Here is a 25406-nt window from a genome sequence, read left to right as displayed (position 1 = left end):
CCCGGCGGTTAGGCTCAAGGGGTGGCGCTCAAGAACATCCCGGACCCCGGTTTCTCCGACGACGACGGCACCGCCGACCCCCGGCTCGGCGCGGCCCTGGCCGCCTGGGCGGAGGACCGGACCGCACACGGCCCGGTCTTGACCGCCCTGCGCGACGCCCGGCTGCTCGTCCCCGTCGTCGCCATCCTCGGCGAGGTGGAGATCGACCCCGTGACCGGGCTCAAGCAGGAGAAGACCAGCGACATGGCGGTCCCCACGCTGACCGCGGGGGACCGGCGGGCCCTGCCCGCCTTCACCTCGATCGCCGCCCTGGCCCTGTGGGACCCGGCCGCCCGGCCGGTCGCCGTCCCCCTCCACCAGGCGCTCGCGGCCCTCGCCCACGAGAAGGCCGACACCCTCGTCCTCGACATGGCGGGGCCCGTGCCCTACCAGGTGACCGGCTCCGCCCTGCTGGCCCTCGCCGAGGGCCGCGACAGCGCCGACCCGCTGGACGACCCGGCGGTACGGGACGCGGTCCGCGCCGCCGTCGCCGCCGAGCCCGCCGTCCTCCGCGCCCACCTGGGCCCCGGCACGGCCGACGGCACCCTGGCCCTGGTCCTCACCGAGGACGCGGCCCCCGCGGAGGCCGCCCAGCGCGTCGCCCGCCTGCTCGCCGCCGACGAAACGCTGAGGGCCCGCCTGGTGCGGGGCCTCGACCTGGCACTCCTGCCGGCCTCGGCCACACCTCCCGGCGAGCCCTTCTACGTACGGAACAACCAGATCTAGCCGTACACCGGCCCCGTGTACTTCTCGCCAGGACCCTGGCCCGGCTCGTCCGGGACGAACGACGCCTCGCGGAAGGCCAGCTGGAGGGACTTCAGGCCGTCCCGCAGCGGGGCCGCGTGGAAGGACGAGATCTCCGTCACGCCGGCGTCCAGCAGGCCCGCGAGGGCGTGGATCAGCTTGCGGGCCTCGTCGAGGTCCTTGTGCTCGTCGCCCTCCTCGGTGAGCCCCAGCTTCACCGCGGCGGCGCTCATCAGGTTGACGGCGACGGTCACGATGACCTCCACCGCGGGGACCTCGGCGATGTCGCGGGTCATGGCTTCGAAGTCGGGGGTCTCGGGAGACTCGGTGTCGGGCGTTTCGCTCATGCCCACACGATAAGCGGACGTACGGTTCGCGCCGACCGGCGGGTCCTGCTAACCTTGTGTAACGACCGGCCGGACACCTATGTGCCCGGCCCACAAGTGGAGGCTCCGTTCTCCCACCTGACCACCCTCGCGGGTGGCGGGTCACCGGTCAGGTGGTCCCCATCGTTCCGTACGGACGATGGAGCCGCCCGATGTGCGCCCCGCGGTTGACCGCGGCGGTGTTCCGGTTTTCCATGGAGCCCCGCCTGTGTCCCGTCCGGGGCTTTTTTCATGTACCGGCTCGGTTGGTCTCAACAGTTCTACCGTGAACGTGTCCGTCCGCCAGGCGGTCGCGTGGTGCTACCGAGGAGGATCCATCAGCGCCGAGCCCCGCATCAACGAGCGGATTCGCGTTCCTGAGGTGCGTCTTGTCGGCCCCAGTGGCGAGCAGGTCGGCATTGTGCCGCTTGCCAAGGCCCTGGAGCTCGCGCAGGAGTACGACCTCGACCTGGTCGAGGTCGCCGCCAACGCCCGTCCGCCCGTGTGCAAGCTCATGGACTACGGGAAGTTCAAGTACGAGTCGGCCATGAAGGCCCGTGAGGCGCGCAAGAACCAGGCGCACACGGTCATCAAGGAGATGAAGCTCCGGCCGAAGATCGACCCGCACGACTATGACACCAAGAAGGGTCACGTCGTCCGGTTCCTCAAGCAGGGCGACAAGGTCAAGATCACGATCATGTTCCGTGGTCGTGAGCAGTCCCGTCCGGAGCTGGGCTACCGCCTGCTCCAGCGCCTTGCCGAGGACGTGCAGGACCTGGGCTTCATCGAGTCCAACCCGAAGCAGGACGGCCGGAACATGATCATGGTTCTGGGCCCGCACAAGAAGAAGACCGAGGCCATGGCCGAGGCTCGCGAGGCCCAGGCCGCGCGCAAGGCCGAGCGCCAGGGTGTCGCGTCCGACGCGGTCGAGTCCGACGTGGTCGAGGCCGAGGCGCCCGTCGCCGAGGAGGCTCCGGCCGAGCAGGCTTCGGCCGACACGTCGGCCGAGAACGCCGAGGCGTGATCCCGGGGGGCTGCCGTTCCCCGGCAGCCCCAGGGGTTCCGCCCGGAACCACTCAAACGAAGAATTGACGCTCCCGGTTGTCCGGTGCCCGCACCGGGGGAGCGCCACTGACGAGGAGATAACGGCGCTATGCCGAAGAACAAGACGCACTCCGGTGCCAAGAAGCGCTTCAAGGTCACCGGCACCGGCAAGATCATGCGCGAGCGCGCCGGCAAGCGCCACCTGCTCGAGCACAAGTCGTCCAAGCTGACGCGTCGCCTCACCGGCAACGCCGAGATGGCCCCGGGTGACTCCGCCAAGATCAAGAAGATGCTGGGCATCTGATCTGATCTCCCGCCCTCGGCGACGAGGGCTTCCGGTCGAGACCGGGACCCATCCGTTTTCCGGGTCGTGTGAGCACCACCACGGCCCCGCTACAAGGAGTTAAGAAGTGGCACGCGTCAAGCGGGCAGTCAACGCCCACAAGAAGCGCCGGGCGATCCTCGAGGCGGCCTCCGGCTACCGCGGTCAGCGTTCGCGCCTGTACCGCAAGGCCAAGGAGCAGGTCACCCACTCGCTGGTCTACAACTACAACGACCGCAAGAAGCGCAAGGGCGACTTCCGTCAGCTGTGGATCCAGCGCATCAACGCCGCTGCCCGCCAGAACGGCATGACGTACAACCGCCTCATCCAGGGTCTGAAGGCCGCCAACATCGAGGTGGACCGCAAGATCCTCGCCGAGCTGGCCGTCAACGACTCCAACGCGTTCGCCGCGCTGGTCGAGGTCGCGCAGAAGGCCCTCCCGGCCGACGTCAACGCCCCGAAGGCCGCCGCCTGATCTTCCAGGCCGCAGTACTTCCGCCGGACCCGCAGGCCTCGCGCCTGCGGGTCCGGTGCGTTGACACCCCCTTCCCCTCCGCCGCCGAACCCGACGAGTCAGAGAGCCGCAGGCACATGTCCGACCCCGAGCTGATCTCCCCGCGTTCCCCGCGCGTCGTCGCCGCCCGACGGCTCGCCAAGCGCACCTTCCGGGGCAAGGACCGCCTCTTCATCGCCGAGGGCCCGCAGGCCGTCCGCGAGGCCGTCGAGCACCGCGGCGCCACCGGACAGCCCACCCTCGTGGAGCTCTTCACCACCGTCGAGGCCGCCGAGCGGTACGCGCCCATCATCGAGGCCGCCCGCGCCGCCGGAGCCCGCGTCCACCACGCCTCCGACGCCGTGCTCGCCGAGGTCTCCCAGACCGTCACCCCGCAGGGGCTCGTCGGCGTCTGCCGCTTCCTCGACTCGCCCTTCGAGGACATCCTGGCCGCCCGCCCGAAGCTGGTCGCCGTGCTCGCGCACGTCCGCGACCCCGGGAACGCCGGCACCGTGCTGCGTTGCGCCGACGCCGCCGGCGCCGACGCGGTGATCCTCACCGACGCCTCCGTGGACCTGTACAACCCCAAGTCCGTGCGCGCCTCCGTCGGCTCCCTCTTCCACCTCCCGGTCGCCGTCGGCGTCCCGGTCGAGCAGGCCGTGGCCGGGCTCAAGGGCGTCGGCGTGCGGATCCTCGCCGCCGACGGGGCGGGCGAGGACGACCTCGACGCCGAGCTGGACGCGGGCACCATGGGCGGCCCCACCGCCTGGGTCTTCGGCAACGAGGCCTGGGGGCTGCCCGAGGAGACCCGGGCGCTCGCCGACGCCGTCGTCCGCGTCCCGATCCACGGCAAGGCCGAGAGCCTCAACCTCGCGACCGCCGCCGCGGTGTGCCTGTACGCCTCCGCGCGCGCCCAGCGCCCCCGAACCACCGCCTGAGGGGTCCACCGGAGCCGCCGCGCCTAGTAGGGTGACGCACTCGGGGCCCACTGAGTGACACGGAGAGGTGGGATGACGGGGATGACGGTCGGCACGGGCAGTCCCGCACAGGCACGGAGCAGCGCGCCGCGCGCCGCGCAACCGCCGCCCCCGCCCGACCCGGGCGCGCCGCCCGCCCCGTACCGCCGGGACACCGACCCCGCCGAGGGGCCCGCGGGCGACCAGGGCCCCGGCCTCGACACGACTCCCGGCTTCGACACCGGCCTCGGCATCGGCCCCGACGACCTGCCCGACGGGCTGGTCGTCGCCGACGAGACCGGCCGGATCGTCTGCTTCAACGCCGCCGCCAGCCGCATCACCGCGCTGCCCGGCCGCGAGGCCCTCGGCCGCCCCCTCGACCAGGCGCTGCCCCTGGAGGACCTCAAGGGGCGCCGCTGGTGGGCGCTCACCGACCCGTACGGCGGGCTCGCCACCCGCCGCGGCCAGCCCGAGCGGCATCTGCTGCTGCCCGGCGGCCGTGAGGTCCTGGTCTCCGCCCGCTACGTCCGCGTCCACCCCACCGGGCCCGTCCGCCGGGTGGTCGTCTCCCTGCGCGGCACCGAGGCCCGGCGGCGCAGCGAGCGCAGCCACGCCGAGCTGATCGCGACCGTCGCCCACGAGCTCCGCTCGCCGCTCACCTCCGTCAAGGGCTTCACCGCCACCCTGCTCGACAAGTGGGAGCGGTTCACCGACGACCAGAAGCGGCTGATGCTGGAGACCGTCGACGCCGACGCGGGCCGCATCAAGCGGCTGATCGCCGAGCTCCTCGACATCTCCCGGATCGACTCCGGCCGTCTTGAGGTGCGCCGCCAGCCCGTCGACATCGCCGCCGCCGTCGGCCGCCACATCCAGGCCCACACCACCGGCGGCCAGTCCCCGGACCGCTTCTTCGTCCGGGTCCGCCCCGACCTGCCCGAGCTGTGGGCCGATCCCGACAAGATCGACCAGATCCTCGGCAACCTCCTGGAAAACGCGGTGCGCCACGGCGAGGGAACCGTCACCATCGAGGTGGCACCCACCACGGCCACCACCGACGGGGAGAAGGGGACGGAGGTCACCGTGAGCGACGAAGGCCCCGGCATCCCCGAGGAGTCGATGGGCCGCGTCTTCACCCGCTTCTGGCGGGGCAGCAAGCGCGGCGGCACCGGCCTCGGGCTCTACATCGTCAAGGGCGTCGTCGAGGCCCACGGCGGCACGATCACCGTCGGACGGTGCCCCCGAGGCGGGGCCGAGTTCCGATTTATCCTGCCCGTCGGCACCCCGGCCCACCTCCTCTGAGGTCGCCCGTACGGTCTCATCAGGCGAGACCGTACGGAATCAGGAGCCGTCCGGGCCGCCCACGGGCTCATTCGCGTCCCCGCGCCCCGTTAGACTCGTCCTTTGGCACGTTTGCGCCCTTGACGTCGAGCGGGGCCGCCCAGCCAGCCAACGGAAGCACGGGAAGAGATGTCGGCACCGAATAAGTCGTACGACCCGGTCGAGGTCGAGGCCTTGAAACCGGAAGAGATCGAGCGCATGCGGGACGAGGCGCTCGCCGCCTTCGCCGCCGCAGGCGACCTCGACGCGCTCGCCCACGCGAAGACCGCGCACACCGGCGGCACCTCGCCGCTGGCGCTGGCCAACCGCGAGATCGGCGCCCTGCCCCCGCAGGCCAAGGCCGCCGCCGGCAAGCTGGTGGGCCAGGCCCGCGGCGTCGTCTCCAAGGCGCTGGCCACCCGCCAGACCGAGCTGGAGGCCGACCGCGACGCGCGCGTCCTCGTCGAGGAGGCCGTCGACGTCACCCTGCCGTATGACCGGATCCCGGCCGGTGCCCGGCACCCGCTGACCACCCTCATGGAGCGCGTCGCCGACGTCTTCGTGTCGATGGGCTACGAGGTCGCCGAGGGCCCCGAGGTCGAGGCCGAGTGGTTCAACTTCGACGCCCTGAACTTCGTGCCGGACCACCCGGCGCGGCAGATGCAGGACACCTTCTTCGTCCAGGGCCCCGAGGGCACCACGGGCGACGAGTCGGGTGTCGTGCTCCGTACGCACACCTCGCCGGTCCAGGCCCGCACCCTCATCGACCGGGAGCCCCCGGTCTACGTGGTGTGCCCCGGCCGCGTCTACCGCACCGACGAGCTCGACGCCACGCACACCCCGGTCTTCCACCAGATCGAGCTGCTGGCCGTCGACGAGGGCCTGACCATGGCCGACCTCAAGGGCACCCTCGACCACATGGTCCAGGCGCTCTTCGGGTCCGACATGAAGACCCGGCTCCGCCCGAACTTCTTCCCCTTCACCGAGCCGTCCGCCGAGATGGACATGCTCTGCTACGTCTGCCGCGGCGAGTCCGTCGGCAACCCGGACCGCCCCTGCCGCACCTGCGGCAGCGAGGGCTGGATCGAGCTCGGCGGCTGCGGCATGGTCAACCCGAAGGTGCTCGTCGCCTGCGGTGTGGACCCCGAGAAGTACAGCGGATTCGCCTTCGGGTTCGGCATCGAGCGGATGCTGATGTTCCGCCACAACGTCGAAGACATGCGAGACATGGTCGAGGGTGACGTCCGTTTCACCCGGCCGTTCGGGATGGAGATCTGATGCGGGTCCCGCTTTCTTGGCTGCGGGAGTACGTCGACCTGCCGGTCACGGAGACCGGCCGTGACGTGCAGGCCAAGCTCATTTCGGCAGGCCTTGAGGTCGAGACCGTCGAGCGGCTCGGCGCCGGCCTGACCGGCCCGCTGGTGGTCGGCAAGGTCCTCACCATCGAGGAGCTGACGGAGTTCAAGAAGCCCATCCGCTTCTGCACCGTCGACGTCGGCCAGGCCAACGGCACCGGCGAGCCGCAGGAGATCATCTGCGGCGCCCGGAACTTCGCCGAGGGCGACAAGGTCGTCGTGGCCCTGCCCGGCGCCGTGCTGCCCGGCGACTTCCGGATCGCCGAGCGCAAGACCTACGGCCGGGTCTCCCGCGGCATGATCTGCTCGGGCGGCGAGCTCGGCATGGGCGACGACGGCACGCACGGCATCATCGTGCTGCCGCCGGAGCACGAGGTCGGCCTCGACGCCACGGTCCTCCTGGAGCTGTTCGACGAGGTCCTCGACATCGCCGTCACCCCGGACCGCGGCTACTGCCTCTCGATGCGCGGTGTCGCCCGCGAGCTCGCCATCGCGTACGGCCTGCCGCTGCGCGACCCGGCGCTGCTCGACGTGCCCGCGCCGAACTCGTACGGCTACCCGGTCCAGATCGCCGACCCCATCGGCTGCGACCGCTTCACCGCCCGTACGGTCGTCGGCCTCGACCCCGAGGCCCGCAGCCCGATCTGGCTCCAGCGCCGCCTCCAGAAGGCGGGCATGCGCCCGATCTCGCTGGCCGTCGACATCACCAACTACGTGATGCTGGAGCTCGGCCAGCCGCTGCACGCCTACGACCGCACCCGCGTCGACGGGCCCATCGGGGTCCGCCGCGCCGCCGCCGGCGAGAAGATCACCACGCTCGACGGCACCGCGCGCGTCCTCGACTCCGGGGACCTGGTCATCACCGACAACCGCGGGCCCATCGGCCTCGCGGGCGTCATGGGCGGCGCCGACACGGAGATCGCCGACCCGGTGACGGACCCGGAGACCGGCATCGTCACCGGCACCACCGAGGTCGTCGTCGAGGCCGCGCACTTCGACGCGATCTCGATCGCCCGCACGGCCCGCCGCCACAAGCTGTCCTCCGAGGCGTCCAAGCGCTTCGAGCGCGGTGTCGACCCGCAGGCCGCCGCCGCCGCCGCGCAGCGCACGGTCGACCTGCTGGTGCTGCTCGCGGGCGGCACGGCCGAGGCCGGTGTCACCGAGGTCGTCGCCCCGTCGGCGCCCCGCACCATCGCCATGCCGGCCGACCACCCGGACCGGGTCGCGGGCGTGGCCTACGGCCGCGAGACCGTCGTCCGCCGCCTCCAGGAGATCGGCTGCGACGTCTACGGGCAGGACGAGCTCGTCGTCACCGTCCCGTCCTGGCGCCCCGACCTCTACGTGCCGAACGACCTGGCCGAAGAGGTCATCCGCCTGGAGGGCTACGAGAACCTGCCCTCCACGCTGCCCAAGCCGCCCGCCGGCCGCGGCCTCACCGAGCGCCAGCGCACCCACCGCCGGGTGGGCCGCGCGCTGGCCGGCGCCGGTTACGTCGAGGCGCTGAACTACCCGTTCATCGGCGAGCAGGTCTTCGACCAGCTCGGTCTCGACGCGGACGACGCCCGCCGCCGGGTCGTCAAGCTGGTCAACCCGCTCTCCGACGAGGAGCCCGCGCTCCGTACGACGCTGCTGCCGGGCCTGCTCGGCGCGCTGCGCCGCAACGACGGGCGCGGCAGCCACGACCTGGCCCTCTTCGAGACCGGTCTGGTCTTCCGGCCGACCGAGGGCCAGCCGGGCGTCGCCGTCCGCCTGGGCGTCGACCGCCGCCCGACCGACGAGGAGATCGCCCGCGTCAACGCCGCGCTGCCCGCGCAGCCGCGCCGCGCCGCCGTCGTCCTCGCCGGCGCGCGCGAGCAGGCCGGCTGGTGGGGCAAGGGCCGTCCGTCCGACTGGGCGGACGCGATCCAGGCCGCCCGCGTGGTGGCCGCCGAGGCCGGTGTGGGTCTGCTGATCGACGCCGACCAGCACGCCCCCTGGCACCCGGGCCGCTGTGCCGCCTTCCACGTCGTGATCGACGGCGTGAAGACGCTGGTCGGTCACGGTGGCGAGCTCCACCCGCGCGTCGTGAAGGCGCTGGGCCTGCCGGCCCGCACCTGCGCGATGGAGCTGGATCTCGACCTCCTGGAGCAGGCGAACGAGGGGCCCCTGAAGGCCCCGCGCATCTCCTCGTTCCCGGTCGCCACCCAGGACGTCGCCCTGGTCGTCGACCAGGACGTCCCCTCGGCGATGGTGGAGTACTACCTGGCCGGCGGCGCGGGTGAACTCCTGGAGTCCATCCGTCTGTTCGACGTCTACACCGGCGACCAGATCGACGCGGGCAAGAAGTCCCTCGCGTACGCCCTGAAGTTCCGCGCCCCCGACCGCACCCTGACGGTCGAGGAGGCCACGGCCGCCCGCGACGCGGCGGTCGCCCTGGCGGCGGAGCACACGGGAGCGGTGCTGCGCGGCGCGTGACGCGCCCGGCGTGCTGAAAGGAAGGGGCCCTGCCCCGGGTGATCACCCGGGGCAGGGCCCCTTCCCCGTGTCCGCCGCACTCCCGTACGGGGCCGCTCACTCCTTCGGGTGAGATCCCCGGCGGATGTTCCCGCGTGTCCTCTTCGCCCGCGAGAATCGACGCGGCCACAGGGGCGGGCCTGTGTGCCGCAGGGTCTTCGGGCGCTGGCGGGCCTCGGGAAGGGCCGTGGATGTTCCGTGACAGCTCACTGGTTGCCGAAGGCTCCCGGATCCGGCGGATGGCTCCGCTGGCGGCTCCGGTCGTGTGGGGGCTCGTCGCCGTCGCCTGGAAGGTGGGGTGTCCGCTGGCGCGGGATCCCGGAATGCCGATGCGGGTCGCGAGCGGCGCCGTGTTCTTCGCCGTCGGGACCGGTCTTGTGCTCGGCGCCCGGCGCGGCCTCAAGCGGGAGCTCGCGCGGGTGCGGGCCGTGGCCGACGCGACCCAGCAGGTGCTGCTGCGCCCGCCGCCGCCCCGCCTCGACGGGCTCGCGGTGGCCGCCGGGCAGCTCTCCGCGTCCCGTGGCGCCGTCGTCGGCGGCGACCTGTACGAGGCGACGGCCACCCCGTACGGGGTGCGGATCGTCATCGGCGACGTGCGGGGCCACGGGCTCGCCGCGCTCGGGGCGGTGGTCGCCGTCCTGGGCAGCTTCCGCGAGGCCGCCCACGACGAGCCCGAACTCGCGGGCGTGCTGCGCCGCCTGGACCGGGCGCTCGGGCGCCACCTGTGCGAGCGGGCCCGGGACGAGCATCCGGCCAGGGCCGGCCGGGCGCCCGAACACCCGGCGGCCGAGGAGTTCGTGACGCTGCTGCTCCTGGAGATCCGCGCCGACGGGCTCGTCCACGTCCTGGACTGCGGCCACCCCGGCCCGTACCGCCTCGGCCACCGGGTCGAGGCCGTGCCCGTCGGCGAACCGCTGCCCCCGCTCGGCGCCTTCCCGCTGCCCGCCGACCTCGTGCCGTACCCCGCGACCCGGCTGCTGCCCGGCGAGACGCTGGTCCTGTTCACGGACGGCGCGGAGGAGGCCCGGGACCGCCGGGGCCGGTTCTTCGCCCTGGACGCGGCCCTCGCGGCGGGGGCGGGCGAGACGCCGGCCGAGCTGGTCCGCCGGGTGCACACCGCGCTGCTGCGCCACACGCGCGGCCGGCTCACCGACGACGTCGCCCTGCTCGTCGTACGCAACGACCGGGTGCGGGTACCGGCGCAGCCCGCCGAACCCGGGCTGCGCCGTACCCGGCCTGCGCCCTCCCCCCACTAGTGGGTCGGGCCTGGAGGCCGGCGCCGTCCGCGCTGCCACGGAGTGTCGGGCAGATCAGCGGCGCGGACGGCGCGGACCGGGCGGCCGCACTGTTCGAGGGGGAGCCGGCGGCGGCCCGGACCTCGCCCTGCGGCGAGGGAGTTCAGTCAAGCGGTCCGGAGGTACCGGTGACAGTGCGTGCGGACCGGAAGAACGAGTACTTCGTTCACACCCCGTGTGAACCCGCGCGAAAACGCCCCCGATCCACCGGAGCGGTCCCATGCAGCCCCACCCCCAGCCCAACACCCTCCTGGACGCCCTGCTCGACGAGGCGGGGATGTCCCACACCGGCCTCGCGACCCGGGTGAACCAGGCCGGCCGGGCCCGCGGTCTCGCCCTGCGCTACGAGCACACGGCCGTGGCCCGCTGGCTGAAGGGGCAGCGGCCGCGCGGCCAGGTCCCCGACCTGATCTGCGAGGTGCTCGCGGGCCGGCTGCACCGGGCCGTCACCCTCGACGACATCGGCCTCGGCGTGCCCGGCGCGGGGCTGCCCACGGCCGGCTCCCCGCTCTCCGGCTTCGTCGAGCGGGCCACCGCCCTGTGGCGCTGCGACGAGCAGCAGCGCCCGCACGTCCTGGTCGCCCAGGCGGTGACCGGCACTCCGGCCGTGATGCCGGTCTGGGAGTGGGAGAACCCGCCGGAGGACGTGGACGTCTCCCGCGCCGGCCGCACCCGGGTCTCCGCCGCCGACGTGCAGCTGCTGAGCGCGGCCCGGGCGCACTACGAGCAGATGTACCGCAAGGCCGGCGGCATGGCGACCCGCGCCCGCGTCGTCGGCTTCCTCAGCGCCGAGACCGCGCCGCTGCTGCGCGGCGGCTACGGCGACTCCCTGGGGCGGCGGCTGCACCGCGCCACCGGCGGGCTGGTGGCGGTGGCCGGGATCTGCGCGTACGACTCCGACGCCCAGGGGCTCGCCCAGCGCTACTTCCACCAGGCGCTGCGCCTCGCGAAGGCGAGCGGGGACCGGGGGCTCGGCGCCTATGTGATCGCGCTGCTGGTCAACCAGTCGCTGTTCATGGCGGAGTTCCGGCAGGCGGTCGCCTTCGCGGAGGCGGCGCTGCGCGCGGCCGGGCGGCAGATCACGCCCGCGCTCGCCGCCGATCTGACGGCGATGCAGGCGAAGGCGTACGCGCATCTCGGCGACGGGTCGGCGGCGCTCGCCTGCATCCGGCGGGCGGAGACGGAGGCGGCGCGGATCAGCCCGGGGGCCGAGCCGGCCGAGACCGGGTACGTCCAGCCGGGCCTCGTCAACGTGCAGGTCGCGGAGGCCCTCCTCAGTCTGGGTGATCTGACGGCGGCCCACGAGCACGCGGCGGCGGCCGTCGAGACCCCGGCGCACGACCGGGGGCGGGTGCACCGGCTGGCCATGCTGTGCCAGATCGAGCTGCGGCAGGGGGAGACCGAGCGGGCGGCGCGCACGGCGGTGGAGATGACCGAGCGGGCCCGCGGGATGGAGTCGCAGCGGCTGCGGGACCGGCTCCGTGAGGTGCGGGAGCATCTGCTGGCCAGTGGGGCGGGAGATGCCAGGGAGGCGGCCGAGCTGATCGACGGTGCGCTGCGCGTGCCCCTGTGAGCGGTGCCATGATCCGGTCCGTACCCCGGTGAGCTTTGCCTTGCGGGCCGCTCCCTGCTGCGATATTGCCACCAAGCAATCACCGACCGGTCGGAAGGTGGCAGAAACGTGCAGTGGACGAAATTAAGTGAACAGCCCGTCTATGAGAACCGCTGGTTCCGGGTGAATCTCGCGGACGTCGAACTCCCCGACGGCCGCCGCCTCGACCACTACCTCATCCGGCTCCGCCCCGTCGCCGTCGCGACCGCCGTCAACGACGCCGACGAGGTCCTGCTGCTCTGGCGCCACCGCTTCATCACCGACAGCTGGGGCTGGGAGCTGGCCGCCGGTGTCGTCGAGGACGGCGAGGACGTCGAGACCGCCGCCGCCCGCGAGATGGAGGAGGAGACCGGCTGGCGCCCGGGCCCGCTGCGCCCGCTCCTCACCGTGGAGCCGTCCAACGGCCTCACCGACGCCCGCCACCACCTCTACTGGTCGGACCAGGCCACCTGGACCGGGCCGCCGCGGGACGCCTTCGAGTCCTCCCGGGTCGAATGGGTCCCGCTCAAACTCGTCCCCGACCTGATCGCCCGCGGCGAGGTCCCCGCCGCCAACATGGCCGCGGGGCTGCTGATGCTGCGGCACCTGAGGCTCGGCTGAGCCCGTACGGGAACGGGGGACGGCCCGTACCTGTGCGGTGTACGGGCCGTCCGGGGTGCGCGGGGAGCCGCGCGGGATCAGGAGTACGGGTAGAAGCCCGAGCCCGTCTTGCGGCCGAGGCGGCCCGCGTCCACCATCCGCTGGAGCAGCGGCGGGGCCGCGTACAGCGGCTCCTTGTACTCGGTGTACATCGAGTCGGCGATCGAGACGATCGTGTCCAGACCGATCAGGTCCGCCAGCTTCAGCGGGCCCATCGGGTGGGCGCAGCCGAACTCCATGCCGTTGTCGATGTCCTCGCGGCTCGCGATGCCCGACTCGAACATCCGGATCGCGGAGAGCAGATACGGCACGAGCAGGGCGTTCACGACGAAGCCCGAGCGGTCCTGGGCGCGGATCGCGTGCTTGCCCAGGGTCTTCTCGGCGAACAGCTGCGCCCGGCTGATCGTGCCCTCGGAGGTGGTGAGGGCGGGGATCAGCTCGACCAGCTTCTGCACCGGCGCCGGGTTGAAGAAGTGGATGCCGACGACCTGGTCCGGGCGCGAGGTCGCGACGGCCAGCTTCACCAGCGGGATGGAGGAGGTGTTGGAGGCCAGGATGGCGTCCGGCCGGGTCACCACCTGGTCGAGCACCTTGAAGATCTCGGTCTTGACCTGCTCGTTCTCGACGACCGCCTCGATCACGAGGTCGCGGTCGGCGAACTCGCCCAGGTCGGTGGTGAAGCTGAGCCGCGCCAGCGTGGCGTCGCGCTCCTCCTCGCTGATCTTGCCGCGTTCGGCGGCCTTGTTCAGCGAGTTGTAGAGCCGCGTGCGGCCGATCTCCAGCGCCTCGCCGGTGGTCTCGGCGACCCGCACCTCAAGACCGCTGCGGGCACACACCTCAGCGATGCCCGCGCCCATCTGGCCGCAGCCCACCACTCCGACGCGCTCAATGTCGGCCATGGAGTCCGTCACCTCGTGCCTTTCGCTCTTTCCTGGCGGCGGGCCCGTGTGATTCCGGGCGTCCGCCTCGACTCCACGACGTTACTCCCGACGGAGCGGATGATCGATCGTTCTGGGCGGGGCATGCTCTTCGAGAGGCTGTGACGTATCCGATAGCGAGGGGTGACAAATGCCGCCGATCGATAGAAGAGGGTTCGTGGCGGGGGTGGCTCTGGGCGCGTGGGCGGCGGGCTCCGGGGCGTCGGCGGGAGCGGCCGACGCGGCCGGTTCCGTGTCGCGGGGGCCGGGTCCCGGGGGCTGGCGGTACAGCGGCGAGGGAGCCAGGCGGGGCGGCCGGCGCGCGGTCGGCGCCTTCCGGGGCATGTGGGTCGCGACGGTCTTCAACCGCGACTTCCCGTCCCGGAGCGGTCTGACCGCCGCCGCGCAGCGGGCCGAGCTGATCGCCCTGCTCGACCTGGCCGTGAAGCGCCGGATGACCGCCGTCCTGCTCCAGGTCCGGCCGTCCGCCGACGCCCTGTGGCCCTCCCCGTACGAGCCGTGGGCCCAGTGCCTCACCGGCGTGCAGGGCGGCGACCCGGGCTGGGACCCGCTCGGCACGGCGGTGGCGGAGGCGCACGCCCGCGGTCTGGAGCTGCACGCCTGGTGCAACCCGTACCGCGTCGCCACGAACACCGACCGGACGAAGCTGGCCCCGGGCCACCCGGTGCGGCTCCACCCCGAGTGGGCGGTGGCGTACGGCGGGAAGCTCTACTACGACCCGGGCCTGCCCGAGGTCCGCCGGCATGTCCAGGACGCCATGCTCGACGCCGTGCGCCGCTACGACATCGACGCCCTGCACTGGGACGACTACTTCTACCCGTATCCGGTGGCGGGGGAGAGCTTCGCCGACGACGTGGCCTTCCAGAAGTACGGGGCCGGGTTCGCCGACCGGGCGGCCTGGCGGCGGAACAACATCGATCTGCTGGTCTCCGAGACCTCCGCCCGGATCAAGGCGCTCAAGCCGCACGTCGCCTTCGGCATCAGCCCCTTCGGCGTCTGGCGCAACGCCTCCGCCGACCCGCTCGGCTCCGACACCCGGGCCCTCGCGAGCTACGACGACCAGCACGCCGACAGCCGCAAGTGGGTCAAGCAGCACTGGATCGACTACGTGGTCCCGCAGCTCTACTGGCACATCGGCAACAGCGCCGCCGACTACGCCAAGCTGGTGCCCTGGTGGGAGGCCGTGGTCAAGGACACCGGCGTACGCCTCTTCCTCGGCGAGGCGCTCTACAAGGTCGGCGACCCCGCGCAGCCCGCCGCCTGGCAGGACCCGCAGGAGCTCGTCCGCCACGCGCGGCTCGCCCGGAGCCGGCCGGGCGTCGGCGGGCACTGCTACTTCGCGGCGAAGGAGGTGGCCACGGACCCGCTCGGGGCGCTCACCGCGGTGCTCGCCGACGACACCTCGCGCGGGGCGCGACGGGTGTGACGGGGGTGGTCAGGGGCTGCGCGGTCAGTCGGCCCCCACCTCCAGGTGATGGCGTACGACGGTGTCGGGGCCCGGTGACATCAGGGACTCGTGACCGTCGTCCTCGTACTTGACGCGGTACGGGGGAGTGCCGTTCTCCCCCAGTACCTGGACGACCTCGGCCGTACGGTCGTGCTGACCGACGGTCCGGCCGTGCACCAGCAGTTTGTCGCCCACGTTCGCACGCATCGGGGTGACCTCCTCGCGGCCGGCCTTGTCCTACTCGGAGTCTACGTCTGTCATTGTGACCCCGGTCACTCGCACCGTCGCGCGGGGCGGCCGGGGTCAGCTCCTCGCCCGCTGGGTCACCGCGATGCAGACCAGCACCGCGCCCGCAGCGACCGGGGCGGCCGGCGACAGCCGCTCGCCGAGCACGGTCACCGACCAGAACAGGGTGAGCAGCGGCTGGGCGAGCTGGAGCTGGCTCGCGCGCGGGATGCCGATCGCGGCCATGCCCCGGTACCAGACGTACAGGCCGAAGAAGGTGGACCCGGCGGCCACCCAGAGCAGCCCCGCGACCCCGTGTGCGGTCAGGTGCACCGGCTCGTACGCCAGCGCCACGGCCGAGCCCGCCACCGTCAGCGGCAGACAGAGCACCAGCGCCCAGCCGATCACCTGCCAGCCCGGCATCAGCCGGGCGAGCCGGCCGCCCTCGGTGTACCCGGCGGCGCAGACGAGCAGGGCGCCGAAGAGGTAGAGGTCGCCCTGGGAGAGCGCCCCGCCGCTCTCCTTGAGCGTGAAGCCCAGCACCACGACGGCTCCGGCGACCGCCGCGATCCAGAACGTACGGGACGGGCGCCGCCCGGTGCGGACCGCGGCGAAGGTCGCGGTGGTGAGCGGCAGCAGTCCGACGACCACGGCCGCGTGCGAGGTGGTGGAGGTCTTCAGCGCCAGCGTCGTCAGGAGCGGGAAGCCGATGACCACGCCGCCCGCGACGACCGCGAGCCCGGCCCAGTGGCGCCGCTCGGGCAGCGGGACCCGGCCCACGAGGAGGAAGGCCCCGGCGATCACCGCGGCAAGCACCGAGCGCACGGCCACCAGCGACCAGGGGCCGAAGCTCTCCAGGCCCCAGACGGTGGAGGGGAAGGTGAGAGAGAAGGCGATCACGCCGAGCGCGGCGAGGAGGGTGCCGCGACGGGCGGCGGGCGCGCTGTCGGTGCCGGTCTCGGCGACCGCTATCGCGTCCGGAAGGGTAGCGCTATTCTGTGCTCTCATGAATGAGAGTAGCAGTGTGGTCGAACTGGCGAAATCCCTGAAAGCGGAGCTCGACCGCTACTCGATCGGAGAGAAGCTGCCGTCGAGCCGGACCCTCGTCGAGCGCTACCGCGTCTCCCCGGTCACCGTCACCCGGGCCCTCGCCCAGCTCGCCGCCGAAGGCCTGGTCGTCACCCGGCCCGGCGCCGGGGCCTACCGGGCCGAGCCGCGCGCCGCCGCCCCCGCCGCCGGGGACACCTCCTGGCAGCAGCTCGCCCTCAGCGCCGACGCCGCCGCCGAGCTCGTCCCCCGGGCCGTCGACGCCTCCGGCGTCCTCGTCACCCTCTCCGCGCCCCAGCCCGGCGTCATCGAGTTCAACGGCGGCTACCTCCACCCCTCGCTCCAGCCCGAGCGCGCCCTCTCCGCCGCCCTCGCCCGGGCCGGCCGCCGCCCCGGCGCCTGGGGCCGGCCGCCCACCGACGGCCTGCCCGAGCTGCGCGAGTGGTTCGCCCGCGAGATCGGCGGCGGCGTCACCGCCGCCGAGGTCCTCATCACCGCGGGCGGCCAGCCCGCCCTCACCACCGCCCTGCGCGCCCTCGCCCCGCCCGGCACCCCCGTCCTCGTCGAATCGCCCACCTACCCGGGCATGCTCGCCATCGCCCGCGCCGCCGGACTGCGCCCCGTCCCCGTCCCCACCGACGCCGACGGCGTACGGCCCGAGCTCCTCGAAGCCGCCTTCCGCGCCACCGGCGCCCGCGTCTTCGTCTGCCAGCCGCTCTTCCAGAACCCCACCGGCGCCGCCCTCGACGCCGCACGGAGCGCCGCCGTCGTCCGGATCGCCCGCGCGGCCGGTGCCTTCGTCGTCGAGGACGACTTCGCCCGACGGCTCGTCCACGAGGACGCCGGGCCGCTGCCCGCCACGCTCGCCGCCGACGACCCCGACGGCGTCGTCGTGCACGTCTGCTCGCTGACCAAGCCGACCTCCCCGAGCCTGCGGGTGGGCGCGCTCGCCGCCCGCGGACCCGTCCTGGAACGGCTGCGCGCCATCCAGGTCGTCGACAGCTTCTTCGTCCCCCGCCCCCTCCAGGAGGCCGCCCTCGAACTCGTCGGCTCCCCGGCCTGGAGCCGCCATCTGCGCGCCCTCGCCGCCGAGCTGAAGAGCCGCCGCGACACCATGGCCGGCGCCGTCGCCCACCACCTGCCCGAACTCGTCCTGCCCCACGTCCCCTCGGGCGGCTACCAGCTCTGGCTCCGCCTCCCCGACACCCTTCCCGAGGCGGCGCTCGTCTCCGCCGCCCTGCGCAACGGCGTCGCGCTGGCGCCCGGCCGGCCGTACTTCTGCGCCGAGCCGCCCGCCGGCCACATCCGGCTGAGTTTCGCGGGTGTCGCGGGCCCCGCGGAGATCGTCGAGGGGCTGCGGCGGCTGCGGACCGCCGTCGACGGGCTCCTCGGCTGACCCGGGAGCGGGCCGGGGCGCGCCCGCCCGCCCCGGCCCTGGCCCCCGGCAAATTCACCTGACAAGGGACTGCCGGGCTGCCAGCCTTCGCCCATGACCGACACCACGAGCGCGACCGGCGCCGTCATGCACGGGGCGTACGAGATCTCAGCCGACCCCGCCCGGATCGACGCGGCCCGCGTCCACCACTGGCTCTCCACCGACGCGTACTGGGCCCTCGGCCGACCTCGGGAGAAGCAGGACCGGGCCATCGCCGGCTCGCTCAACTACGGCGCCTACCACCGGGGGACGGGCGAGATGGGCGCCTACGCCCGTGTCGTCACCGACTACGCCACCTTCGCCTGGCTCTGCGACGTCTACGTCGACCGCCCGGCCCGGGGCACCGGACTCGGCACCGCCCTCGTCACCGCCGTCCGTGACGACCTGGAGGCGTACGGGCTGCGCCGGATCATGCTCGCCACGGCCGACGCGCACGGCGTGTACGAGAAGGTCGGTTTCACGCCACTGCGGAATCCGGACAAGTGGATGGCACTCGGACAGCAGTGAGCACCGCCCCTCCCGGGCCCCGGATCAACCCCTTGACCAGCGGGGCTCCCGGCCTCACGATCGCCGCCATGGGTCTTCGGGTCACGCTCGTCGCGGCGGCACGCAGCTCCTCCCTGCTGGCCGAACGCTTCGACGACGACCGGCCGCTCGACGAGGCCGGCTGGTACGAGGTGCAGCTCGCCGCGCCACGGCTGATTCCGCTCGGCGCGGCCGAGCTGCGCTACTGCTCCCCGACGCCCCGCAGCCGCGCCACCGGCACGGCCCTCGGCTACGCGCCGCTGGTCCAGCCGGCCCTGCGCGACTGCGACATGGGGCGCTGGCGGGGCCTCACCCTGGCCGAGGTAGCCGCGCTCGAACCCGGCGCCGTCGACACCTGGCTCCGCGACCCGCGCACCGCGCCGCACGGCGGCGAAACGCTTCTCTCCTTCATCACCCGGGTCGGCGGCTGGCTCGACACCCGGCCCGCCGACGACGGCGCCATCGTCGCCGTCGCCGAGCCCGCCGTCGTACGGGCGGCCCTGGTCTACGCCCTGAAGGCGCCGCCCGCCACCTACTGGAACGTCGACGTCCGCCCCCTGTCGACCGTGACCCTCACGGGCCGCCCCGGACTCTGGCACCTCCAGCTGGCGGCGGCGGTGGGGTGAGGCGGGGAGCGGGCGCGGCATGTGTCCGTCCCGGCGGCTAGCCTGGGGGCACGATGAACCGTTTGACCACGTCCTGGGGCGACTTCCCCCTCACCCGTTTCCCCGCCGACCCGCGCGACCCCCTCCGCGCCTGGGACGCCGCCGACGAGTACCTGCTCGCGCACCTCGCCGAGAGCGGCACCGACCTGTCCGGCTCCGTCGCCGTCGTCGGGGACCGCTGGGGCGCCCTCGTCACCGCGCTCGCCGCCGCCGGGGCCGGGGAGCTCACGCAGATCTCCGACTCGTACCTCGGCCGCCGGGCCACCGGCGACAACCTCGACCGCTCGGGCGCCGCGCCCGGCGCGGTCCGGCTGCTCACCACCCAGGACCCGCCGCCGGAGCGGGTCGACGTGCTGCTCGTGCGCGTGCCCAAGAGCCTCGCGCTCCTGGAGGACCAGCTCCACCGGCTGGCCCCCGCCGTGCACGAGGGGACCGTCGTGGTCGGCACCGGCATGGTGAAGGAGATCCACACCTCCACGCTGAAGCTCTTCGAGCGGATCCTGGGCCCGACCCGCACCTCCCTCGCGGTGAAGAAGGCGCGGCTCATCCACACCACCCCCGCCGCCGTGGAAGGGGGACGGCCCGCCAACCCCTGGCCTCTCCGCTACGCGCTGCCCGCCGACGCCCCGGCCGGGCTCGCCGGACGCACGGTCGTCAACCAGGCCGGAGTGTTCTGCGCCGACCGCCTGGACATCGGCACCCGCTTCCTCCTCCAGCACCTGCCGACCGGCGTCGGGCGCTCCCGCGTGGTCGACCTCGGCTGCGGCAACGGCGTCGTCGGACTGGCCGTCGCGCTGGCCGAACCCGAGGCCGAGCTGCTCTTCACCGACGAGTCGTACCAGGCCGTCGCCTCCGCCGAGGAGAACTTCCGCACCCTCGTCGGGGACACCCGCACCGCCGAGTTCGCCGTCGGCGACGGCCTGGCGGACCTCGCCCCCGGCTCGGTGGACCTGGTCCTCAACAACCCGCCGTTCCACAGCCACCACGCCACGACCGACCGCACCGCCCGCCGGATGTTCGCCGAGGCCCGCCGGGCCCTGCGGCCCGGCGGCGAACTGTGGGTGGTCGGCAACCGGCACCTCGGCCACCATGTCAGCCTGCGCCGCATCTTCGGCAACAGCGAACTGGTCGCCGGAGACCCGAAGTTCGTGGTCCTGAGGGCCGTGAAGCGGTAGCGCCGGGGCCTACGCCAGGGACACCAGCTCCCGGTGGTCCTCGTTCCACAGGTCCTCGCGCCCGTCCGGCAGCAGCAGCACCCGCTCCGGACGCAGCGCGTCGATCGCGCCCTCGTCGTGCGTGACCATCACGATCGCGCCCGGGTACGTGCCGACGGCGGCCAGCACCTCGTCGCGCGAGGCCGGGTCGAGGTTGTTGGTCGGCTCGTCGAGCAGCAGGACGTTCGCGCCCGAGTGGACGAGACCGGCCAGCGCGAGCCGGGTCTTCTCGCCGCCCGAGAGGACCCCGGCGGGCTTGTCGGCGTCGTCGCCCCGGAACAGGAACGCGCCGAGCACCCGCCGGACCTCGCCGTCCGTGAGGTGCGGGGCGGCCGCCGCCAGGTTCGCGCGGACGGTACGGGCGGGATCGAGCGTCTCGTGCTCCTGCGCGAAGTAGCCGAGCCGCAGCCCGTGCCCGCGCACCACCCGCCCCGAGTCCGGGGCCTCGACGCCCGCGAGCAGGCGCAGCAGTGTCGTCTTGCCCGCGCCGTTCAGCCCGAGCACGACGAGCCGGGAACCCCGGTCCACCGCGAGGTCCACCCCGTCGAGGACCGGGCGCCCGCCCCCGTACCCCTTGGTCAGCGAGACCGCCCCCAGCGGCATGCGGCCGCAGGGCTCGGGCTCGGGCAGCCGGATCCGCGCCACCCGCTCCGCGCGCCGGACCTCCTCAAGGCCGTCGAGCATCCGGTCGGCGCGCCGCGCCATGCTGCGGGCGGTGACCGCCGTCGCCGACCGGGCCTTCATCCGGTCCGCCTGGGCGTGCAGCGCGGCCGCCTTCCGCTCGGCGTTGGCCCGCTCGCGCGTCCGGCGCCGCTCGTCGGCGTCCCGCTGGGCGAGGTAGGCGGCCCAGCCGGTGTTGTGGACGTCGACCGTCGCCCGCAGCGGATCGAGATGGAAGACCCGGTTGACGGTGGCGGCGATCAGATCCAGATCGTGGCTGATCAGGACGAGACCGCCCTGGTACGAGGCGAGGAACCCGCGCAGCCAGCCGACCGAGTCGGCGTCCAGGTGATTGGTCGGCTCGTCGAGCAGCAGGGTGCCGTCACGGCCGTGCCCGGCGAAGAGGATCCGGGCCAGCTCCACCCGGCGCTTCTGCCCGCCGGACAGCGTGCCGACCGGCCGCCCCATCAGCTCGGCCGGCAGCCCGACCCCGGCGGCGACCCGCGCCGCCTCGGCCTCGGCCGCGTATCCGCCGCAGGCCTCGAACGCGGCCTCGGCACGGGCGTACGCGTCCATCGCCCGCTCGTCGGCGCACGCGCCGAGCCGGTCGGCGGCGCCCTGCAGCCGCCGGACGGCGATGTCCATGCCCCGCGCGGACAGGATCCGGTCGGTGACGGACACGGCCGGATCGGCGGCGCGCGAGTCCTGCGCCAGATACCCCGGCGTACCGCTCCGAAGGACGCTGCCGGCGGCCGGGGCACGCAGCCCGGCGAGGGTGTCGAGAAGAGTCGTCTTCCCCGCGCCGTTCCGGCCGACCAGACCGATCCGGTCGCCGGGCGCGATGTGGAAGGAGACATCGGACAGGAGGAGACGGGCGCCGACGCGCACGTCGACACCACGAAGGGTGATCATGAGAAAACGCTCCGAACAAGCTGAAGGACACACGGGTGGCGTGGAAGCGGGTCCTTGAGCTAGGAAATTCGGGGCGTAGACATGAGGCCGAGGGTAGGGGAGGGCGCGGGGGCGCGCATCCGGTTTTCGGGGGAGGGGGAGGGGGAGGGACCGTGGGGCGGACGCGCGTGCACGGGATCCAGGGGCTCCGGGGCGCGGGCCCCCAGGCCCGCGAGGACGTGAGACAGGCCGTCCCACGGGGCCCGCGTGGGATGCTGTGGGCATGAACCTGGAGGACCTCGTCCGCCTGCGTCGCGCCAAGGACGCCATGGACCGCGACTACGCCGAGCCGCTGGACGTCCCGGCCCTCGCGCGGGTCGCGCTCATGTCCGCCGGGCACTTCTCCCGCAGCTTCCGCGCCGCCTACGGGGAGACCCCGTACAACTACCTGATGACCCGCCGCGTCGAGCGGGCCAAGGCGCTGCTGCGCAGGGGCGACCTGAGCGTCACCGAGGTCTGCTTCGCGGTGGGCTGTACGTCGCTGGGGTCGTTCAGCTCCCGCTTCACCGAGCTCGTGGGCGAGAGCCCCAGCGCCTACCGGGCCCGCAGCCACGAGACGGGCGCCCCGATCCCGGCGTGCGTCGCCAAGGCGGCGACCCGGCCGCTCAAGAACGGGCGCCCGGAGCCGGCCCCCGCGACGCCCGTCGCCGACGCCCCGGGGGCGACCCCCGACGCCCCCGCCGGGCAACCGATCAGTATCGGAGAAGCGGAATCCGCCCCGGCCTCGTAGGTTCGGAGGCATGAACAGCATCAACCTCTCCCAGTGCTTCATCGCCGTCGACGACCACGACAAGGCGCTCGTCTTCTACCGTGACGTCCTCGGCCTGGAAGTCCGCAACGACGTGGGTTTCGAGGGCATGCGGTGGGTGACCGTCGGCTCGCCGGACCAGCCGGACGTGGAGATCGTCCTCGAACCGCCGCTCGCCGACCCCACGGCCCCCGCCGCCGACCGCCAGGCCATGGCCGAGCTGCTCGCCAAGGGCATGCTGCGCGGCGTGATCTTCTCCACCGACGACGTGGACGCCACCTTCGAGCGGATCCGGGCGGCCGGCGGCGAAGTCCTCCAGGAGCCGGTCGACCAGCCGTACGGTGTGCGGGACTGCGCCTTCCGCGACCCGGCCGGCAACATGCTCCGCTTCAACCAGCCGCGCAAGCGGTAGCAGTTGGCACCGCCCGCCGCGCAGCCCGCCCGCACGACAGAGGAGATGACCAGAAGATGAGCAAGGCCAGCGAGCCGCACGCCGCCGACAGCCACGAGGTGATCCGCGTGCTCGGGGCGCGCGAGAACAACCTCAAGGACGTCAGCATCGAGATCCCGAAGCGCCGCCTCACCGTCTTCACCGGCGTCTCCGGATCGGGCAAGAGCTCGCTGGTCTTCGACACGATCGCCGCCGAGTCGCAGCGGCTGATCAACGAGACGTACAGCGCCTTCGTGCAGGGCTTCATGCCGACGCTCGCCCGCCCGGAGGTCGACGTCCTCGACGGGCTGACCACCGCGATCACCGTCGACCAGCAGCGGATGGGCGCCGACCCGCGCTCCACGGTCGGCACCGCCACCGACGCCAACGCGATGCTGCGCATCCTCTTCAGCCGCCTCGGCGACCCGCACATCGGCCCGCCCGGCGCGTACGCCTTCAACGTCCCCTCGGTCAGGGCGAGCGGGGCGATCACCGTCGAGCGCGGCGACAAGAAGACGGTGAAGGCGACCTTCCACCGCACCGGCGGCATGTGCACCCGCTGCGAGGGCCGCGGCAGCGTCACCGACCTCGACCTCGGCCAGCTCTACGACGCCGCGAAGTCCCTCGACGAGGGCGCGCTCACCATCCCCGGCTACAAGCCGGGCGGCTGGAACTACCGCCTCTACAGCGAGTCCGGCCTCTTCCCCTCCGACAAGCCGATCGGCCGGTTCACCAAGAAGGAGCTGCACGCCTTCCTGCACCACGAGCCGGTCCGGATGAAGATCGCGGGCATCAACATGACCTACGAAGGTCTGATCCCGCGCATCCAGAAGTCGATGCTCGCCAAGGACAAGGAGGGCATGCAGCCGCACATCCGGGAGTTCGTCGACCGCGCGGTCACCTTCACCGCCTGCCCCGAGTGCGAGGGCACCCGCCTCAGCGCCGAGGCCCGCTCGTCGAAGATCGGGCGGATCAGCATCGCCGACGCCTGCGCGATGCAGATCAGCGACCTGGCGGAGTGGGTCCGCGGCATCGAGGAGCCCTCGGTGGCGCCGCTGCTCACCGCGCTCCAGCAGACCCTGGACTCCTTCGTCGAGATCGGCCTCGGCTACCTCGCCCTCGACCGGCCCTCGGGCACGCTGTCCGGCGGCGAGGCGCAGCGGGTCAAGATGATCCGGCACCTCGGCTCCTCGCTCACCGACGTCACGTACGTCTTCGACGAGCCGACCACGGGGCTGCACCCGCACGACATCCAGCGCATGAACGACCTGCTGCTGCGCCTGCGCGACAAGGGCAACACCGTCCTGGTCGTCGAGCACAAGCCGGAGGTCGTCGAGATCGCCGACCACGTCGTCGACCTCGGCCCCGGCGCGGGCACGGCGGGCGGCGCGGTCTGCTTCGAGGGCACGGTCGCGGGGCTGCGGAAGAGCGGCACCGTCACCGGCCGCCACCTCGGCGACCGCGCCTCCCTGAAGGACGCGGTACGGGAGCCCACCGGCGTCCTGGAGATCCGCGGGGCGCGCACGCACAACCTGAAGGGCGTGGACGTGGACGTCCCGCTCGGGGTGCTCACCGTCGTGACGGGCGTCGCGGGCTCCGGCAAGAGCTCGCTCGTCCACGGCTCGATCCCCGCCGAGGGCGTGGTCTCGGTCGACCAGGGCGCGATCCGCGGCTCCCGGCGCTCCAACCCGGCGACGTACACCGGGCTCCTCGACCCGATCCGCAAGGCCTTCGCCAAGGCCAACGACGTCAAGCCCGCGCTGTTCAGCGCCAATTCGGAGGGCGCCTGCCCGACCTGCAACGGCGCCGGCGTCATCTACACCGACCTGGCGATGATGGCGGGCGTCGCCACCACCTGCGAGGACTGCGAGGGCAAGCGCTTCGACGCCTCGGTCCTGGAGTACCGCCTCGGCGGCCGGGACATCAGCGAGGTGCTGGCGATGCCGGTGAGCGAGGCCGAGCGCTTCTTCGGCGCGGGGGAGGCGCGGACCCCGGCCGCGCACAAGATCCTCGAACGCCTCGCCGACGTCGGCCTCGGCTACCTCACCCTCGGGCAGCCGCTGACGACGCTCTCCGGCGGCGAGCGGCAGCGGCTCAAGCTGGCGACCCACATGGCCGAGAAGGGCGGGGTGTACGTCCTCGACGAGCCGACCGCGGGCCTTCACCTGGCCGATGTCGAGCAGCTCCTCGGCCTGCTGGACCGCCTGGTCGACTCCGGCAAGTCGGTGATCGTCGTCGAGCACCACCAGGCGGTCATGGCGCACGCCGACTGGATCATCGACCTGGGCCCGGGCGCGGGCCACGACGGCGGCACGATCGTCTTCGAAGGTACCCCCGCCGCCCTGGTCGCGGCCCGCTCCACGGTCACCGCCGAACACCTGGCGGCGTACGTGGACGCCTGAGCCGGGCGACCCCCTCACGACACGGCCGGCCGGCCCCGGGAGCTC

General features: G+C 73.3%; 24 protein-coding genes. 19 read left to right on the top strand and 5 right to left on the bottom strand.

Annotated elements, in window-relative coordinates; all coding sequences use genetic code 11:
• Positions 1 to 21: 21 nt before the first annotated feature.
• Positions 22 to 765 (top strand): SseB family protein, encoded by a 744-nt coding sequence (locus ABTZ54_RS14185; RefSeq protein ID WP_351661838.1) that lies wholly within the window; start codon positions 22 to 24, stop codon positions 763 to 765.
• Here ABTZ54_RS14185 and ABTZ54_RS14180 read toward each other — a convergent pair.
• A complete protein-coding gene (locus ABTZ54_RS14180; RefSeq protein WP_123955278.1) occupies positions 762 to 1130 on the bottom strand; it encodes a DUF1844 domain-containing protein in 369 nt (122 codons plus the stop codon). The two genes, ABTZ54_RS14185 and ABTZ54_RS14180, sit on opposite strands and share 4 nt — an antisense overlap.
• 310 nt (positions 1131 to 1440) lie before the next feature.
• Here ABTZ54_RS14180 and infC point away from each other — a divergent pair, with 310 nt between their 5' ends.
• The 10 genes from infC (at position 1441) to ABTZ54_RS14130 (ending at position 12635) form a co-directional block, all read left to right on the top strand.
• Positions 1441 to 2172, top strand: a complete 732-nt coding sequence (gene infC, locus ABTZ54_RS14175) for a translation initiation factor IF-3 (protein ID WP_351662362.1) — start codon at positions 1441 to 1443, stop codon at positions 2170 to 2172.
• Between the two features lie 129 nt (positions 2173 to 2301).
• Positions 2302 to 2496, top strand: coding sequence for a 50S ribosomal protein L35 (rpmI, locus tag ABTZ54_RS14170; protein ID WP_351661835.1), 195 nt, complete (start codon positions 2302 to 2304; stop codon positions 2494 to 2496).
• A 106-nt stretch (positions 2497 to 2602) separates the two neighbouring features.
• The gene (gene rplT / locus ABTZ54_RS14165) at positions 2603 to 2989 is read left to right on the top strand and encodes a 50S ribosomal protein L20 (protein WP_043227974.1); all 387 of its coding nucleotides are present in this window, start codon (positions 2603 to 2605) and stop codon (positions 2987 to 2989) included.
• A gap of 116 nt (positions 2990 to 3105) precedes the next feature.
• The gene (locus ABTZ54_RS14160; RefSeq protein ID WP_351661830.1) at positions 3106 to 3945 is read left to right on the top strand and encodes a TrmH family RNA methyltransferase; all 840 of its coding nucleotides are present in this window, start codon (positions 3106 to 3108) and stop codon (positions 3943 to 3945) included.
• 81 nt (positions 3946 to 4026) lie between these two features.
• Positions 4027 to 5262 (top strand): sensor histidine kinase, encoded by a 1236-nt coding sequence (locus ABTZ54_RS14155; protein WP_351662359.1) that lies wholly within the window; start codon positions 4027 to 4029, stop codon positions 5260 to 5262.
• Between the two features lie 168 nt (positions 5263 to 5430).
• A complete protein-coding gene (gene pheS / locus ABTZ54_RS14150; protein ID WP_351661827.1) occupies positions 5431 to 6558 on the top strand; it encodes a phenylalanine--tRNA ligase subunit alpha in 1128 nt (375 codons plus the stop codon).
• Entirely contained in the window at positions 6558 to 9089 is a 2532-nt protein-coding gene (gene pheT / locus ABTZ54_RS14145; RefSeq protein ID WP_351661824.1) for a phenylalanine--tRNA ligase subunit beta, read from the top strand. The genes pheS and pheT overlap by 1 nt, the downstream gene beginning before the upstream one ends.
• A 278-nt stretch (positions 9090 to 9367) precedes the next feature.
• The gene (locus ABTZ54_RS14140) at positions 9368 to 10384 is read left to right on the top strand and encodes a PP2C family protein-serine/threonine phosphatase (RefSeq protein WP_351661821.1); all 1017 of its coding nucleotides are present in this window, start codon (positions 9368 to 9370) and stop codon (positions 10382 to 10384) included.
• A gap of 259 nt (positions 10385 to 10643) precedes the next feature.
• Positions 10644 to 11996 carry an NsdA family TPR-like regulatory protein gene (locus ABTZ54_RS14135; RefSeq protein ID WP_351661818.1) on the top strand — a complete coding sequence of 451 codons (1353 nt, stop codon included), beginning with the start codon at positions 10644 to 10646 and terminating at the stop codon, positions 11994 to 11996.
• A 108-nt stretch (positions 11997 to 12104) separates the two neighbouring features.
• A complete protein-coding gene (locus ABTZ54_RS14130; protein WP_351661816.1) occupies positions 12105 to 12635 on the top strand; it encodes an NUDIX hydrolase in 531 nt (176 codons plus the stop codon).
• A gap of 77 nt (positions 12636 to 12712) precedes the next feature.
• Here the strand turns inward: ABTZ54_RS14130 and ABTZ54_RS14125 are convergent, their stop codons facing one another.
• Positions 12713 to 13573, bottom strand: coding sequence for a 3-hydroxybutyryl-CoA dehydrogenase (locus ABTZ54_RS14125; RefSeq protein WP_351661813.1), 861 nt, complete (start codon positions 13571 to 13573; stop codon positions 12713 to 12715).
• Between the two features lie 169 nt (positions 13574 to 13742).
• Here ABTZ54_RS14125 and ABTZ54_RS14120 point away from each other — a divergent pair, with 169 nt between their 5' ends.
• Positions 13743 to 15038, top strand: coding sequence for a glycoside hydrolase family 10-like protein (locus ABTZ54_RS14120; RefSeq protein ID WP_502997245.1), 1296 nt, complete (start codon positions 13743 to 13745; stop codon positions 15036 to 15038).
• 24 nt (positions 15039 to 15062) lie between these two features.
• On the opposite strand, the gene ABTZ54_RS14115 is transcribed toward ABTZ54_RS14120, so the two are convergent.
• Complete coding sequence (locus ABTZ54_RS14115; protein ID WP_351661808.1) at positions 15063 to 15266, bottom strand: DUF1918 domain-containing protein; 204 nt, start codon at positions 15264 to 15266, stop codon at positions 15063 to 15065.
• A gap of 96 nt (positions 15267 to 15362) precedes the next feature.
• Positions 15363 to 16292 carry a DMT family transporter gene (locus ABTZ54_RS14110; protein WP_351661805.1) on the bottom strand — a complete coding sequence of 310 codons (930 nt, stop codon included), beginning with the start codon at positions 16290 to 16292 and terminating at the stop codon, positions 15363 to 15365.
• Between ABTZ54_RS14110 and ABTZ54_RS14105 the strand changes: the two genes are divergently transcribed.
• From ABTZ54_RS14105 to ABTZ54_RS14090, 4 genes are all read left to right on the top strand, one after another.
• A complete protein-coding gene (locus ABTZ54_RS14105) occupies positions 16291 to 17727 on the top strand; it encodes an aminotransferase-like domain-containing protein (protein ID WP_351661803.1) in 1437 nt (478 codons plus the stop codon). The genes ABTZ54_RS14110 and ABTZ54_RS14105 overlap by 2 nt on opposite strands.
• Positions 17728 to 17820: 93 nt before the next feature.
• Entirely contained in the window at positions 17821 to 18273 is a 453-nt protein-coding gene (locus ABTZ54_RS14100) for a GNAT family N-acetyltransferase (RefSeq protein WP_351661800.1), read from the top strand.
• Between the two features lie 68 nt (positions 18274 to 18341).
• Positions 18342 to 18917 (top strand): histidine phosphatase family protein, encoded by a 576-nt coding sequence (locus ABTZ54_RS14095; RefSeq protein WP_351661797.1) that lies wholly within the window; start codon positions 18342 to 18344, stop codon positions 18915 to 18917.
• A gap of 53 nt (positions 18918 to 18970) precedes the next feature.
• Complete coding sequence (locus ABTZ54_RS14090; protein ID WP_351661794.1) at positions 18971 to 20131, top strand: methyltransferase; 1161 nt, start codon at positions 18971 to 18973, stop codon at positions 20129 to 20131.
• Positions 20132 to 20140: 9 nt separating this feature from the next.
• On the opposite strand, the gene ABTZ54_RS14085 is transcribed toward ABTZ54_RS14090, so the two are convergent.
• A complete protein-coding gene (locus ABTZ54_RS14085) occupies positions 20141 to 21742 on the bottom strand; it encodes an ABC-F family ATP-binding cassette domain-containing protein (protein ID WP_351661791.1) in 1602 nt (533 codons plus the stop codon).
• A 262-nt stretch (positions 21743 to 22004) separates the two neighbouring features.
• On the opposite strand from ABTZ54_RS14085, the gene ABTZ54_RS14080 reads away from it, so the two are divergent.
• Genes ABTZ54_RS14080 through ABTZ54_RS14070 form a run of 3 tightly spaced genes read left to right on the top strand, consistent with a single transcriptional unit; the run spans position 22005 to position 25361 of the window.
• The gene (locus ABTZ54_RS14080; protein ID WP_351661788.1) at positions 22005 to 22511 is read left to right on the top strand and encodes a helix-turn-helix transcriptional regulator; all 507 of its coding nucleotides are present in this window, start codon (positions 22005 to 22007) and stop codon (positions 22509 to 22511) included.
• Positions 22512 to 22521: 10 nt separating this feature from the next.
• Entirely contained in the window at positions 22522 to 22941 is a 420-nt protein-coding gene (locus ABTZ54_RS14075; RefSeq protein ID WP_351661785.1) for a VOC family protein, read from the top strand.
• Positions 22942 to 22997: 56 nt separating this feature from the next.
• Positions 22998 to 25361, top strand: a complete 2364-nt coding sequence (locus tag ABTZ54_RS14070) for an ATP-binding cassette domain-containing protein (protein WP_351661782.1) — start codon at positions 22998 to 23000, stop codon at positions 25359 to 25361.
• The last annotated feature ends 45 nt before the right edge of the window (positions 25362 to 25406 follow it).

It is taken from the genome of Streptomyces sp. NPDC094032 (genome assembly GCF_040303965.1).
Taxonomy (GTDB): domain Bacteria; phylum Actinomycetota; class Actinomycetes; order Streptomycetales; family Streptomycetaceae; genus Streptomyces.
This window is presented reverse-complemented; position numbering and strand designations above follow the sequence as displayed.

Bases quoted from the DNA above. Each gene is read 5' to 3' on its own strand.
- rpmI (WP_351661835.1), top strand. From the start codon at position 2,302: ATGCCGAAGAACAAGACGCACTCCGGTGCCAAGAAGCGCTTCAAGGTC.
- ABTZ54_RS14110 (WP_351661805.1), bottom strand. From the start codon at position 16,292: ATGAGAGCACAGAATAGCGCTACCCTTCCGGACGCGATAGCGGTCGCC.
- ABTZ54_RS14090 (WP_351661794.1), top strand. From the start codon at position 18,971: ATGAACCGTTTGACCACGTCCTGGGGCGACTTCCCCCTCACCCGTTTC.
- ABTZ54_RS14140 (WP_351661821.1), top strand. From the start codon at position 9,368: ATGGCTCCGCTGGCGGCTCCGGTCGTGTGGGGGCTCGTCGCCGTCGCC.
- pheS (WP_351661827.1), top strand. From the start codon at position 5,431: ATGTCGGCACCGAATAAGTCGTACGACCCGGTCGAGGTCGAGGCCTTG.
- ABTZ54_RS14085 (WP_351661791.1), bottom strand. From the start codon at position 21,742: ATGATCACCCTTCGTGGTGTCGACGTGCGCGTCGGCGCCCGTCTCCTC.
- ABTZ54_RS14120 (WP_502997245.1), top strand. From the start codon at position 13,743: ATGCCGCCGATCGATAGAAGAGGGTTCGTGGCGGGGGTGGCTCTGGGC.
- ABTZ54_RS14155 (WP_351662359.1), top strand. From the start codon at position 4,027: ATGACGGTCGGCACGGGCAGTCCCGCACAGGCACGGAGCAGCGCGCCG.
- ABTZ54_RS14125 (WP_351661813.1), bottom strand. From the start codon at position 13,573: ATGGCCGACATTGAGCGCGTCGGAGTGGTGGGCTGCGGCCAGATGGGC.
- ABTZ54_RS14100 (WP_351661800.1), top strand. From the start codon at position 17,821: ATGACCGACACCACGAGCGCGACCGGCGCCGTCATGCACGGGGCGTAC.
- ABTZ54_RS14180 (WP_123955278.1), bottom strand. From the start codon at position 1,130: ATGAGCGAAACGCCCGACACCGAGTCTCCCGAGACCCCCGACTTCGAA.
- ABTZ54_RS14070 (WP_351661782.1), top strand. From the start codon at position 22,998: ATGAGCAAGGCCAGCGAGCCGCACGCCGCCGACAGCCACGAGGTGATC.
- ABTZ54_RS14115 (WP_351661808.1), bottom strand. From the start codon at position 15,266: ATGCGTGCGAACGTGGGCGACAAACTGCTGGTGCACGGCCGGACCGTC.
- ABTZ54_RS14105 (WP_351661803.1), top strand. From the start codon at position 16,291: ATGAATGAGAGTAGCAGTGTGGTCGAACTGGCGAAATCCCTGAAAGCG.
- ABTZ54_RS14080 (WP_351661788.1), top strand. From the start codon at position 22,005: ATGAACCTGGAGGACCTCGTCCGCCTGCGTCGCGCCAAGGACGCCATG.
- ABTZ54_RS14095 (WP_351661797.1), top strand. From the start codon at position 18,342: ATGGGTCTTCGGGTCACGCTCGTCGCGGCGGCACGCAGCTCCTCCCTG.
- pheT (WP_351661824.1), top strand. From the start codon at position 6,558: ATGCGGGTCCCGCTTTCTTGGCTGCGGGAGTACGTCGACCTGCCGGTC.
- ABTZ54_RS14135 (WP_351661818.1), top strand. From the start codon at position 10,644: ATGCAGCCCCACCCCCAGCCCAACACCCTCCTGGACGCCCTGCTCGAC.
- ABTZ54_RS14160 (WP_351661830.1), top strand. From the start codon at position 3,106: ATGTCCGACCCCGAGCTGATCTCCCCGCGTTCCCCGCGCGTCGTCGCC.
- ABTZ54_RS14075 (WP_351661785.1), top strand. From the start codon at position 22,522: ATGAACAGCATCAACCTCTCCCAGTGCTTCATCGCCGTCGACGACCAC.